Source organism: Streptococcus mitis (assembly GCF_946188695.1).
In the GTDB taxonomy this organism is placed as follows: domain Bacteria; phylum Bacillota; class Bacilli; order Lactobacillales; family Streptococcaceae; genus Streptococcus; species Streptococcus mitis_DF.
Window position 1 is genome coordinate 65,393 of sequence record NZ_CAMHWI010000007.1, and the last position, 13,365, is coordinate 78,757.

Consider the following 13,365-nt stretch of genomic DNA (forward strand, 5'->3'; position numbering starts at 1 on the left):
CTTCTCCTTCTTATAAAAATTGCTGTGGCTCATGGTCAATACTGAGACGAAGCTCACTATTTTCCCGTTCTTGAGTCAGGGCCAAGACCTGATTGAGGGTCGGCCCCAGCTCATCCTCTAAACGGTATTTAATTAAAATCTGGTAATGATAGAGGTTGTGGGTACGAGCAATCGGTTTTGGCGTTGGCCCGAGAATGTGACTGGTATCTGACAAGCCTGACCGCAAAATGTTCATAACTTCATAGGCACGTTTGACCACCTCTTCTTCTTTCTTATGAGAAAGGGTAATGCCAATCGTGAAATAGTAAGGCGGATAACCTAGTTGTCGTCTAATACCCATTTCATAGGCATAAAAGCCTTCGTAGTCCTGATCCTTAGCAAATCGAATAGCGTAGTGCTGAGGATTGTAAGACTGAATCAGGACCTGACCAGCTTTTTCCGCACGTCCTGCCCGACCTGCCACCTGAGTCAAGAGCTGGAAAGTTCTCTCAGAAGAACGGAAATCAGGCAGATTTAAGGCCGTATCCGCATTGAGAACTCCTACTAGAGTCACATTGGGAAAATCCAATCCCTTAGCAATCATCTGAGTTCCTAGTAAAATATCTGCTTCCCCTCGACCAAACTGGTCAAGTAGAGCTTGGTGACTACCTTTCTTACGAGTCGTATCCACATCCATCCGCAGAATGCGTGCATGGGGAAAGAGTTCTGCCAGCTCGTCATAAGCCTTCTGAGTTCCTGTCCCATAGTAACGAATACTGCGACTCTTACAGTTAGGACAGACCTGAGGAATGTCTTTCGAAAAACCACAATAATGGCAGTTCATGCTCTTGGTATCCATGTGCAAGGTCAGGGAAATATCACAGTTGGGACAAGTATCCACGGTCCCACACTCCCGACACATGACAAAGCTAGAATAACCACGGCGATTGAGCATGAGAACCACCTGTTCTTTTTTAATCAGTCTATCTTGAATGGCTTCTAGCAAAGGAGGCGTAAAGTTTGACGTCTCATTTTGTCCGATATAGTCTCGAAAGTCAATTACTTGAACCTCAGGGATCCTAGCCAAAGGATTGGCACGTTGGGTCAGACGTAAATGTTGATAAACGCCTTTACCAGCCCGAGCACGGCTTTCCAGACTAGGAGTTGCTGAACCAAGTACCAGGGCTGCTTGATTATACTGGGCCCGTAAAATAGCAACCTCTCTAGCATGGTAACGGGGATTGCTGTCCTGCTTATAAGTCGCTTCATGCTCTTCATCGATAATCATGACACCTAGATTTTTCAGTGGAGCAAAGATGGCAGATCTGGCGCCAACCACAACTTGGGCATCGCCGCGTTCCACCTTGCGCCATTCATCATACTTTTCACCATTGGATAGGCCTGAATGAAGAATGGCCACCTTGTCCCCAAAACGTGCTATAAAACGCTCCGTCATCTGTGGAGTCAGGGAAATCTCAGGAACCAGCAAAATAGCTGTCCTGCCCTTGTCCAAGCCCCCTTGGATAATCTGCAAATAAACCTCGGTCTTCCCACTTCCCGTAATCCCTTGAAGGAGGAAGGGAGGCTGATGACTGCCAATAGCACTGACAACCGCATCACGCGCCTGTCTTTGCTCAGGATTCAACTCCAAGGGTCGACTTGCCTCAATGCCTTCAAAATAAGCAGCCGAGCGTTGCACTTCCTTTTGGACTATGGAAACAGCACCTTGTTCCACAAAGAAGTTGACTTGCTCTCGCGAATAGAACTCTAACAAACTAGCCAAAGAAGCACTCTCAGGATGAGAAAGCAAATAGTCTCTCAATTCCAACTTTTTCTTGGCGCGTGCAGATATCTCTACACTTTCTAATTGAGCAAGGTCTACCTCATACCAAGACTGGGTCTTGACCTTCTTTTGATCGACTGCCTGATACTCCAGACCAAGCAGGCCTTTTCTAGTCAAACGCATCATTTCGGCTTGCTTACCTAAATCCAGAGAAGAAAAAGCTAGAGAATCTTCTGAACCAAACAAGCGCTCTTTGTCTGTCTGACTCAAACCTTCCAGAGGATAGAGAATCTTATCATAGCTAGAGTTCAGAAATCCTGGTAGCATAGCCTTAAGGATGGAGATTTTATAGGAGAAGACTGACTTGCGTAACTCCTCAGCCAGCCAGAGTTGTTCTTGCGTGAGAACAGGAGAAAAATCCAGTACTTCGGCAACATCTTTTAAATCTTGATTAGCCTCTTCTTCATCTGGTTGGGACTCCAAACCAAGAACAATCCCTTGAATCAGACGATTTCCCTTACCAAAGGGCACATGAACCCGCATCCCAACTTCTAGCATTCCCTCAAATTCCTCAGGAATCCTGTAACTATAGGGCTGGTCCGTCTGCATCAAAGGCACATCTACGATAATCTTGGCTATAGCCATCTTCTCACCTCCTCCTTGTCAGTACATTCTTGCAATAGAAAAAATAAGATTGAGTCCCCCCAACCTTAAATTTTTTCACCATCTTCTTTTTCTTTAGCGATTTGCTCTTTGATTTTCTTTTCTTCTTCTTCTTTGCGGCGTTTTTCTTCTTCGATACGGCGACGCACTGCTTCACGTTTCCCTTCTGGGTCTGGGTGAATTGTAACGTTTCCTGATTCGATTTCTTCTAAAGCGCGAAGAGTTGATTTTTCAGACTTGAAACCTTGAGTTGCGGGCGCACCTGCTTCCAATTCGTGGGCACGTTTTGCTTCCAAGATTACGAGTGAATATTTTGAAGGAACCTTGTCGAGCAAGGTATCAATAGAGGGTTTTAACATCATTTGCTTGTACCTATTTTCTAAATTTTATCGGGTAGTTGGAGATTTCGGTAACATCTCCTGATAGTGACCAATGACACGATCTACACGGAAGTGCTCTGCTTCGATCACACGTTTGACACGCTCAGCAGCTAGGGGCACCTGATCGTTGACAATCGCATAATCATACTCACGCATGAGGGCAATTTCTTCCTTGGCTTTTTCGATTCGTTGGGCAATTACTTCTGCGCTGTCTGTTCCACGTCCTACCAAACGATCTTGCAATTCATCCAAATCTGGTGGTGTCAAGAAGATAAAGACAGCATCTGGAACCTTTTTCTTGACCTGAAGAGCGCCCTGAACTTCAATTTCAAGGAAAACATCGATTCCCTTGTCCAAGGTTTCATTGACGTAGGTCAAAGGAGTTCCATAGTAGTTGCCGACATATTCTGCGTATTCCAACATCTGTCCTTGACGAATCAGCTCTTCAAACTCTTCGCGAGTGCGGAAGAAATAGTCAACACCGTCCACTTCTCCAGGACGTTGTGCGCGTGTCGTCATCGATACAGAGTATTGAAATTGGTTTTCAGAACTCTCAAAAATCTCTCTTCTAACCGTTCCTTTGCCAACCCCTGAAGGACCAGAAAAAACGATTAGTAAGCCTCGGTCTGCCATTGTGTCTCCTTTTAGTCAGTCTGTGAAATAACATTTCTCTAGAATAATGGCAAAAAGCCAGATTATCCTTTACAGTCTTTCTATCTAGTGTAACAAAAAAGCAGTAATTTTTCAACTGCTCTTTCTTATTTATTTAGCATAATCTACTGCACGAAGCTCACGAATCACGGTTACCTTGATATTTCCTGGGTAATCGAGATTGTTTTCAATTTTCTCACGAACTTTGTGAGCCAAGATTGTGACTTTGTCGTCCTTGATTTGTCCTGGATTGACCATGATGCGGATTTCACGTCCTGCTTGAAGGGCAAAGCTAGTTTGCACTCCCTCAAAGCCATTCGCAATTTCTTCCAAATCATGGAGACGCTTGATGTAGCTTTCAAGAGACTCACTACGAGCACCTGGACGGGCCGCACTCAAGGCATCTGCTGCAGCAACAATCACTGCAATCACACTTTCTGCTTCGACATCGCCGTGATGACTAGCAATCGTATTGACCACAACTGGGTGTTCCTTGTACTTACGTGCCAGTTCCATACCGATTTCAACGTGGCTACCCTCAACCTCACGGTCAATAGCTTTCCCGATATCGTGAAGGAACCCTGCACGACGGGCAAGAGCCGCATTTTCACCAAGTTCACTGGCCATAATACCAGCCAACTTAGCAACTTCAATCGAATGACGCAAGACATTTTGTCCATAAGAAGTACGGAACTGCAAACGACCCATGATTTTCATCAAGTCTGGATGAAGATTTGGCGCACCAATCTCATAGGCAGCAGCTTCACCATATTCACGGATTTTATTGTCAATCTCTTGACGGTTTTTCTCAACCAACTCTTCGATACGAGCTGGGTGGATACGACCATCCTTGAGCAACATTTCCATAGTCATACGGGCAATCTCACGACGAATCGGATCAAATCCTGACAAGGTCACCACTTCTGGTGTATCGTCGATAATGACATCAACCCCTGTCAAACTTTCAAAGGTACGAATGTTACGACCTTCACGACCAATAATGCGTCCCTTCATAGTATCGTCTGGCAGATGAACTGTTGAGTTTGTTGACTCCGCTACATATTCACCAGCGATACGTTGCATAGCTTGAACCAGGATGTCCTTGGCCATTTTATCAGAACGTTCCTTGACTTCTTGCTCAGCTTCACGAATGCGGCTGGCAATCTCCTTGGTCAAGTTCTCCTCTGTCTGAGCCAAGATAATATCCCGTGCTTCTGCCTGAGACAGGGCACCAATACGCTCTAGCTCTGCTTCTTTTTGTCTTTCGACTTCCTCTAATTGCTCTTCACGCGCATCAAGGTTTTTTGCTCTATCAGAAATACTTTGTTCTTTTTGTTCAAGTGTTTGTTCTTTACTCGTCAAATTGTCGTCCTTACGGTCGAGGCTAGTAGCTCTCTCAGTCAAACGACTTTCGATTTGTTTGAGTTCTTGACGTTCTGATTTGAATTCAGCGTCCACTTCTTCACGGTATTTTCTGGCTTCTTCTTTGGCCTCCAATAGTGCTTCTTTTTTAAGAGACTTACTTTCACGTTTGGCTTCATTAACAAGTAAATCCGCTTCACGCTCAGCTTGTCCACGTAAATTAGTTGCTTCTTGTTCAGCATTTAAAAGCATCAACTCTGCAGCTTCCTGAGATGATTTCATCTTAGCTGAGATGCTGACATATCCAATGACTAAACCAATGATGACGGCAAAAACAGCAATCGCAAGCGACATGATTTCCATGTTTTTACCTCATTTTATTGTTATTCCGAATGACATACATTCTTTTACATTCTACCATAAAAAAGTGATTTTCACAAACCTAAAATAGAATATGTTTTGGGGAAATTAGTGTGAATTTTTGGATTACACTTCTTCGGATCCCTTCAAACTTTTGAACACATCATCAATAAATATATCTGCTAATCTCTTCTTGAAAGAATCATTATTTAATAGAGCACCAAATAAATCTTGACTCTGAGAGTATCCTTCTATAAGAGCATTGTCAATCTCTTCTTCAAAAGCAAAAACAAAGTCTTCTCTAGAGTTGACACGAGCAGATTGCTTTAGTCTTGGATTCTTTTTCATTAATTCACGAATGGATACCGCTCCACTTAGACCGACTTGGTGATCAATATCCAAATCCAACTGTTCGTTAATTTCATCTAAGATTTCAGATAAACGCTTCTCCTGGTCAGTCGTAACACCTCCAGTACTTGGCTTGGTAAGTATTAACTCTGGATGATATTCCAATTCAGAAACTGACCTGAAGGAACCTGTTTGCTTATGTTTCATATAGTCCACTACGATCTTATCTGCTATTGTAAAATCATCTCCTCCAATGCGAACATCAATCATCTTGACAAGACTTTGCAGATAATTATAACGTTCGTGTAGAACTTCATTTTGATAAGCAGTTGCCTGAATCAAGAAAGTATACATTCTAAGAAAACCTCGAATAACCTTTCGAATAGAAAGTTGTTCTTTCTCATCAAACCGTCTAACTCTATCATAGCCTTGATTTAACAGAGAAACCATCTTTTGTTTTTCTCTGCTGTTTCTCTTTTCTTGATATAAGAATTGATTAAACTCATGAACAACATCACTGTCCAAGATACCATACTCATCAATTTTCCGATCCAAGGTCAAGACATCACTAGGTGTGACTGTATCTGCTAAAATAGTCTCACGGTAGTAGGGAGAAAAAGCTGAGCGAATATCGTCATAAGTATTTTTAAAATCAAGGATAAAGGTCTTCTTGTTGTAGCCTCTATAGATACGATTCAAACGAGACAATGTTTGCACCGCAGCAACACTTCGCAACTTTTTATCTACATACATAGCAACCAGTTTGGGTTGGTCAAACCCTGTCTGATACTTATTTGCCACAATCAGGATTTGGTAGTCCTCCGTATCAAAATGATCTTTCAAATAATCTTCCTTGACCTGATTCATTTGCGACTCAGTATATTCACTACCTTGATAATCAACCTTGCCAGAAAAGGCAATCAGGGTTCCAATACTAGTGATACTGTGGTCTTTGAAGTACTTTTGAAAGGCAAATTGATACTTAACTGCTGCCTCACGACCCGAAGTAACAATCATAGCCTTACCTTGACCACCCAATTCAGCCATAATATCATGACTGATAAAGTGATCCATGATAATTTCAACCTTTTGATTGATATTTTCATCAGATAATTCTACAAACTTTGCAATCTTACGCTTGGCAAGAGTCGTTTTTAGCTCAGGATCTTCTTCGACTGCTTTATTGAGCTTGTAATAGGTCTTATAAGTCGTATAGTTATCTAAAACATCTAGAATAAAACCTTCCTCAATAGCTTGCTTCATACTATAAACATCAAAAGGAGCTTTAGATCCATCTGCTTGGGTTGTCCCAAATAGCTGTAGAGTTGTCGCCTTTGGGGTTGCGGTGAAGGCAATGATTGAGACATTGTCCTGCTTACCTGTCCGAGCAATCTCCTGCTCGATAGCATCCGCAACACTTACTTCTTGAATCTCATCGATAGTTCCATCTTCTGTATCTGTTTCTGTCAAGACTTGACTAACCGAACTCATATAGGATCCTGTCGTTGAACTATGGGCTTCATCAATCAGGATGGCAAATTTCTTTTTCGCAGTGTTCCCTACAGACATCCAGTTAGATTGGTTGATTTGGGCAAACTTATGAATCGTCGTAGCTATGATTTTTGTATTTCCTGCAATCGCATCCGCTAAGTCACTGGAGGTTTCTTTATCTCCCATTACCTTGACCACTCCAGGCTTGTGGGAGATTTCCTTGACCGCTTCTTGCAATTGACGGTCAACTACGATACGGTCTGTAACGATTAATACAGTATCTACGATGTTTTGATTCTGATCATCATGAAGAGAAACTAAACTGTGAGCTAACCATGCTATGGTATTGGTTTTACCAGAACCAGCTGAGTGCTGAATCAGATAATTACTGTCAGTATGATTGACTTTCATGTCTTCTAGGAGACGGCTAACAGCTCTTCGCTGATGGTATCTCGGGAAAATCAGGGTCTTCTTTTTAGAATTATGCTTATCCATCTCAAAAAAGATAAAGCTCTCTATTAACTGGAGAATACTATCCTTGGTCAAGACATCAAGCCACAAGTAGTCTGTATCGACACCATCAGGGTTGTGAGGGTTGCCACTTCCCATCTCAATACCTTCCCCTTTCCCCACATTAAAAGGTAGAAAATAGGTTTCTTGTCCTTTCAATTGCGTCGTCATATAGACTTCTAGGGTATCCACCGCAAAGGAAGCCAAGACTCCCTGTTCAAAACGGAAAAGACGATTCTTAGGATTGCGCCCCTTGAGCTGCTTGATGGCATCCTGAACAGACTGACCACTGGGATTAAACTTAAGTTCGATAGCAAATAGTGCTAATCCATTGATAAAGATAACAAGGTCAATGCGATCGCTCTCCTCGTAAACCACTTCTTCCATAATAGATAGACAGTTGGCTTGGTATTGTTGAACAGCCTTTTCATTAAAACTAGTCGCAGGTTTACGATAGAGAAGACGAAGTTGTTTATTTTCAATGAAAACTCCTTCTTTCAAGGCGAATAAAAAGCCACCCTTGACGATTTCTTTATTAATCAGATTGACGATTGTCTCCTTGCTAAGCTTTTTAAGAAGATAGTCCATGGTCTCCTCTTGGGTCTCCATCAGAAAATCCCATAGGAGTTCCTCATCCATGGCTAATCGAGGATTGTACTGAGCATTATCCCGCTGAATATAGCCATTCTTATCTTTCAGGTCTTTGATAATCCACTGCTGGAAATCATAGCGCTCCTTCAAGCCCAAATTTGCCATAGTTTCTCACTTTCTAATACTAACTAAAATTTTTATCTTCCTTATGCTTAAATATCATCATTTTCCGTCATCTTTCTTCTTTCTTTCTCAGAATCTATAGTAATTTTCAATATTTTTCTAAACGCCTTTATTAAATCACATAGCGATAATACAAAAAACATTAATAATCCAATAAATATAGAAAGAGTTACACGTAAAATATCATTAGTGCTACTTGGTTCTTGAGCAAGAAAAAAAGAAGGAAAAATTGTTAATATAAAGGATAATAACGATAGATCAAATAGTCTTTCTATTATCAATAAATCTACATTAAGACTTTTTAATTTTTTTATAAATCGATTTGTTGCAAAAAATGATGTTATTCCAAATGCAGCAACTAATACACCTGATATAAAAATCAAAACATTTTGGATAGATGATACGAATTCAACATAATTATGGATAACACATAATTGAAGTTGGGAATGAAAAGCGTAGAAAGATACTATTAAAGAGATTATTAAAAATAAATATCCCTTGTATTTTCTAATCTTTGAAAGCAACTAAATATCCTTCCTTCTCTTTGTATGCTTTTTCCAGTTTATCGTAAATAATATCATTATCAATATCTTCTATGTAATATTTTTCATAATAGTTCAACTTATGATTTACTAAATCTATTATCTCAGAATCACCATAGACAGACATAGTTCTTATCTTTACATTTTGATTATCTTTATAAGAACAAAATTCGTCTATTGCACGTCTCAGTCTATTTTTATTTAAATCAGTCCCCTTAATTCTCAATTCCATACTTTTTGCTGACATTTCCTTAGCAAATTCAACACCACTATTAATATCTTTTACTTGTTCTGAGAATAATGATAAATTTTCTGGAATAGCGATTGAAAAAACAACATCATGAACATGTCGCATCTTATCTAGATTTTTAGTGGCATCCTTATCCTTTATGATAACAAATTCAAATTCTTTATAATCAATTCCGACCTTTAAAGCTATAAATTTTCTTAATTCTTCTATTGTAGTTTGCGATTTCCCTCTTTTCTGAAGCAAAATGCTATTTTTAAAATCATACAAAAATTGAGCATCATTAGCTATTCCTTCGGTATCTTCTTTTTCCACAATATCTCTATTTTGAGTCTGAATATCATCAATTTGAATATCTTGTTCCAAATTAACCTTTGCAATAGTAAATACTATATACGTATCTGTTTTACGAATATCATTGCGTAAATAATATGATAGATTTCCAATGGATTCCGTAACCAATGATACTGCTGGATTAAGACCTGCAAAAAATGCATTAATCTTTGATACTGCATTTGTTTTAGAAACAGCTTTATAAAAAAGACACTTGAATTCACGTTCCACAAGCATTTATACCCTCCTCTTCCCTGTTACATAATCATAAATAAGAGTTTGTCGTTGTTTATTAATATTTTCAATTTGTTGGTTCTTGATTTGAATTAATTTATCAATTTGAATAGTTTTCTTATCTAGAAAATCAGCAATTTTTTGTTGTTCTTCGAAAGACATTTTGGGGAATATCATTTTTTTTATACTTTCTTGTGTAATAGTTGGAATTGTACTCCCTCCGACTATTAACTCACTTTGATCCTTTCCCACAGAACTGTTCAAAAAATAATTAATTAAGCGTGAATCTGTATTTTTTTTAGGTTTTAGAACTACCAATTGAGGATTTATCGTTGCTTTATTTGAAAGCTTATTGACAATTCCAGCTTTTCCATAACTAGATCCTGTCTTTACATACAAGACATCACCAGTTTTAATTTGGATTTCCGGAGACTCATCATACTTACTCCACGAAATATAAGTATTATTATTATCTATCACACTATAGTCAATTATATTTGAGGGACTATATGAAATAGCTCCTTCCCCTTCGTTAACAATATCATTTGTAGTGTATCCTCTAAAACCTATTCTTCCAAATATATCTACATACTGTTCTAATTTACTTACTCCCCACCCTTCAGGCACCTCTCCAATCCAGTCGATACCTGAATCTTTCATTGGGACTGTTTTATCCAGTCCTTTTGTGACGGTTTCATAAATCAGGCTAGCACGGTAGTCTTTAAGTTTTTGAATCTGCTCTTCCAATAGGGCTTTTACCTTATCCAACTGTGCTGTTTTCTTATCAAGGAAATCAGAAATTTTTTGTTGTTCATTTTCTGGGGGAATTAATAACTCCATTTTATAAATATCTGACCAAGTTCCACCTTGTCTAACTCCACCACCAAAGTTATAAAAAACTTTACAAATATCATACGTGTGTAATAGATAATACATATAGCTATCACTACAACATATATTTTTTAAGCGTAACGTTAAATAAGCTGAAGTTATAATACCATTTTCTCTTGCAAGTCCAACACGAAGACTTCTTTTATCATTTTGTAAGTCAGTCAGACGTAAAACAATATCTCCTCTTTGAATAATATTATAAGTATCAAATGATTCTGGTAAAAGTCCAAAAGAAGTATCTATAGATTTTCGGATAATATGACCGTAACTTAGCGATAATAGATTTTTTTCTTTATTACCTTTATTTTTTTGCTTGTGTTCTTCAAAAATATGATTAACGAAATCAACTTCCCACTCTTCTGGTATCTGTCCAATCCAGTCGATACCACTCTCTTTCATCCTAGTCATGTTTTAGTTCCTCCAAGAGAGTCTGTAGTTCTGCTTCCAAGTCATAGAACTCATCTAAGAGCTTTTCTGCACTTTCTGGTGCTTGGTAGTGATAGAAATAGCGAGTAAAAGGAATCTCAGCTCCATAGCCCTTTTCCTCATCAAACCAGTAATGGGCATCAGGTACATGGGGATAGACTTCACGCGCAAAGTAGTCTTCCACATTCTCTGTCAGCTTAACGATTTCACTGTCCTTGGTTGTCTTATCATAGACAATCCCATCGGCAATCTCATTCGCCTTGTCTTTCTTCTTGGTTCGGATAACCTCTGCTGTCTTGTCCATTTCACTCATAGCTAAGGCTAGCGCATTGATATTAGCAGACGTAAGATTAAACTCTCCCAGCAAGTCCTTGATGACTTGGACAAAGTTCTCAAAGTCAGGATAGGTCTTGTCAGAGATTCCCTTAGCAAGAGCTGTCAGGATAGCTTCTTGCTTGGTCTGACCAGCTACAAAGTCCTGTAATTTTTTCTCATCCTTGGCTGAACGTGGTTCCATCTCTAGCAATTCTTGGTACTTGTATTCATCAAATAGTTTAGCTAGGAAAGGAACGCTTTTCGCTTTCTCAATTGTTTCTTCGCTTATCTGGCCACGACGTTGCAGAGGTTGCATAACTGTAAACTCTCGATAGAGAAACTCTTGATTGTCAAAGATTTTTACATGGTCATTTTCTTTAAAATCATCGTACCAGCGAAGAATCTGACGGATGTTATCTTGGGACAACTCACGGCGTTTTTGACCTAGAGATTTACGTAGAGGAACAAACTCCTCCGTCGCATCGATAAACTGAACCTTGTTCTGGCGCTCAGGAGACTTGTTTTTATTATAAATCCAGATATAAATCCTAATTCCTGTGTTATAGAAAAATTGACCTGGAAGGGCGACTATAGCTTCTAGCAAATCATTCTCAAGGATATAACGGCGAATCTGGCTTTCTCCCGATGACGTCCCACCTGAAAAGAGGGGAGACCCATTTGAAATGATGGCTGCACGGCCATTTTCTTCTAATTTTGCAAGAGCATGAAGATGGAAGAGTAGTTGAGCATCTCCAGTTCCTGGAGTCGCAACAAAACGACCTTTACGACCTTCTGTTTTATCAAAGAGTTGATGATCTTTCTTAACTGCATCCTCAACCCCATCATCCGCATCCTTACCACCCCAAGCTTGACCGAAGGGAGGGTTAGCGATGACAAAACTCATTTTAGTATCTGGGAAAGGATCTGAATCTTTTAAGGTATCCACCTTCACAAAATAGTCAGAATCTTCCTGACGAATTAGCATATCTGCACGACCAATCCCAAAGGTTTCAGGCAAAACTTCCTGACCAAAGAGTCGGACAGTGGCTCCTGTATTCAACTGACCAATATAGCTTTTAGCCGTAGCCAGCATTCCCCCAGTTCCAGCCGCCATATCTAGTATTTTCAACTCTTTTTTATCAACAAAAAGTTCTTCGTCTGCCTCAATCAAGAGGAGGTTGACCATCAGAGCAATAACCTCACGAGGGGTATAGTGAGAGCCTGCTTCCTCATTTTCAGAAAATCGGCGGATGATATCCTCAAACATGTATCCCATACGCATAGAGTCAACTGAACTTGGAGATAAATCAATTTGAGAGAACTTTTTAATAACCGTGAAAAGGCGGCCACTCTGGGCTAGGGTACGGACTTGCTCTTTAAATTTTAGGTTTTCAATGATATCCTTGACACGACAAGAATAGCCATCCAGATAGGCTATAAAATTCTCCTCGATTGCATTTGGATCATTTTGAAGATTTTCCAACGTAAAAGGACTAACATTGTAGTAACGATAGCCTGAAAGTTTCTCCAACACTTTCTCAGGTGTATTGGGATTTTCTTTGTATTGTGCTACCACCTGATCCTTGGTTGGCAGCAAGGCAGCTTCTAAACGAGTCAGGACAAACATTGGAATAATGACATCGCGATACTTATCTGCTCGATAAGCTCCTCTAAGAGTGTTAGCGATAGACCAAACCGTATTGACATCATTAGAAATTTGGATGTCATTTGCTTGGAATAGTGGTAATTTTTCTTTGAAATTAGACATTTACTTCCCCTGTTTTTATTATTAACAATTCTCTTCATTATACCACAAAATACGAGTTATAAAGCGTATTCAAGGGTAAAGATCGAAGTTCATATACTAAGTTCCTTTACTGACTTTTTGTCTTTTGTATTAGGGAGTTTGTCATTTTCCAAAAACTTTATCTTAAACTTACTCATAAAAATTTAAAAAAATAAAAAGCCTACCTTTCAGTAGACTTAGTAATGATCTTTGGGCTCTATAATATTTGTAGTGGGTAAATCCCCTATGAATCTTATGGAGCCTATTTTTGTGTAGAAAAAAAGTCCCAT

At 39.4% G+C, this 13,365-nt stretch carries 9 protein-coding genes; all 9 read right to left on the reverse strand.

Going from position 1 to position 13,365, the window contains the following annotated elements:
- Nucleotides 1-10: 10 nt before the first annotated feature.
- Entirely contained in the window at nt 11-2,407 is a 2,397-nt protein-coding gene (locus tag N8L33_RS04545) for a primosomal protein N' (RefSeq protein ID WP_261058645.1), read from the reverse strand.
- A 65-nt stretch (nt 2,408-2,472) separates the two neighbouring features.
- Nucleotides 2,473-2,787 carry a DNA-directed RNA polymerase subunit omega gene (gene rpoZ / locus N8L33_RS04550; RefSeq protein WP_000979235.1) on the reverse strand — a complete coding sequence of 105 codons (315 nt, stop codon included), beginning with the start codon at nt 2,785-2,787 and terminating at the stop codon, nt 2,473-2,475.
- 24 nt (nt 2,788-2,811) lie between these two features.
- A complete protein-coding gene (gmk, locus tag N8L33_RS04555) occupies nt 2,812-3,438 on the reverse strand; it encodes a guanylate kinase (RefSeq protein ID WP_000775041.1) in 627 nt (208 codons plus the stop codon).
- 129 nt (nt 3,439-3,567) lie between these two features.
- Nucleotides 3,568-5,181 (reverse strand): ribonuclease Y, encoded by a 1,614-nt coding sequence (locus N8L33_RS04560; RefSeq protein WP_000404936.1) that lies wholly within the window; start codon nt 5,179-5,181, stop codon nt 3,568-3,570.
- 123 nt (nt 5,182-5,304) lie between these two features.
- Entirely contained in the window at nt 5,305-8,283 is a 2,979-nt protein-coding gene (locus tag N8L33_RS04565; RefSeq protein ID WP_261058646.1) for a type I restriction endonuclease subunit R, read from the reverse strand.
- A gap of 47 nt (nt 8,284-8,330) precedes the next feature.
- Entirely contained in the window at nt 8,331-8,825 is a 495-nt protein-coding gene (locus tag N8L33_RS04570; protein ID WP_124787867.1) for a hypothetical protein, read from the reverse strand.
- Entirely contained in the window at nt 8,809-9,660 is an 852-nt protein-coding gene (locus N8L33_RS04575) for a DUF6731 family protein (RefSeq protein WP_124787866.1), read from the reverse strand. Before N8L33_RS04575 ends, N8L33_RS04570 begins: the two co-directional genes overlap by 17 nt.
- Nucleotides 9,661-10,956 carry a restriction endonuclease subunit S gene (locus N8L33_RS04580; protein WP_261058653.1) on the reverse strand — a complete coding sequence of 432 codons (1,296 nt, stop codon included), beginning with the start codon at nt 10,954-10,956 and terminating at the stop codon, nt 9,661-9,663.
- Nucleotides 10,949-13,057 (reverse strand): type I restriction-modification system subunit M, encoded by a 2,109-nt coding sequence (locus N8L33_RS04585; RefSeq protein WP_261058655.1) that lies wholly within the window; start codon nt 13,055-13,057, stop codon nt 10,949-10,951. Before N8L33_RS04585 ends, N8L33_RS04580 begins: the two co-directional genes overlap by 8 nt.
- Nucleotides 13,058-13,365 lie beyond the last annotated feature (308 nt).

Excerpts from the sequence above, each read along its gene's own strand:
- N8L33_RS04545 (WP_261058645.1), bottom strand. The coding sequence starts at position 2,407 with ATGGCTATAGCCAAGATTATCGTAGATGTGCCTTTGATGCAGACGGAC.
- rpoZ (WP_000979235.1), bottom strand. The coding sequence starts at position 2,787 with ATGATGTTAAAACCCTCTATTGATACCTTGCTCGACAAGGTTCCTTCA.
- gmk (WP_000775041.1), bottom strand. The coding sequence starts at position 3,438 with ATGGCAGACCGAGGCTTACTAATCGTTTTTTCTGGTCCTTCAGGGGTT.
- N8L33_RS04560 (WP_000404936.1), bottom strand. The coding sequence starts at position 5,181 with ATGGAAATCATGTCGCTTGCGATTGCTGTTTTTGCCGTCATCATTGGT.
- N8L33_RS04565 (WP_261058646.1), bottom strand. The coding sequence starts at position 8,283 with ATGGCAAATTTGGGCTTGAAGGAGCGCTATGATTTCCAGCAGTGGATT.
- N8L33_RS04575 (WP_124787866.1), bottom strand. The coding sequence starts at position 9,660 with ATGCTTGTGGAACGTGAATTCAAGTGTCTTTTTTATAAAGCTGTTTCT.
- N8L33_RS04580 (WP_261058653.1), bottom strand. The coding sequence starts at position 10,956 with ATGACTAGGATGAAAGAGAGTGGTATCGACTGGATTGGACAGATACCA.
- N8L33_RS04585 (WP_261058655.1), bottom strand. The coding sequence starts at position 13,057 with ATGTCTAATTTCAAAGAAAAATTACCACTATTCCAAGCAAATGACATC.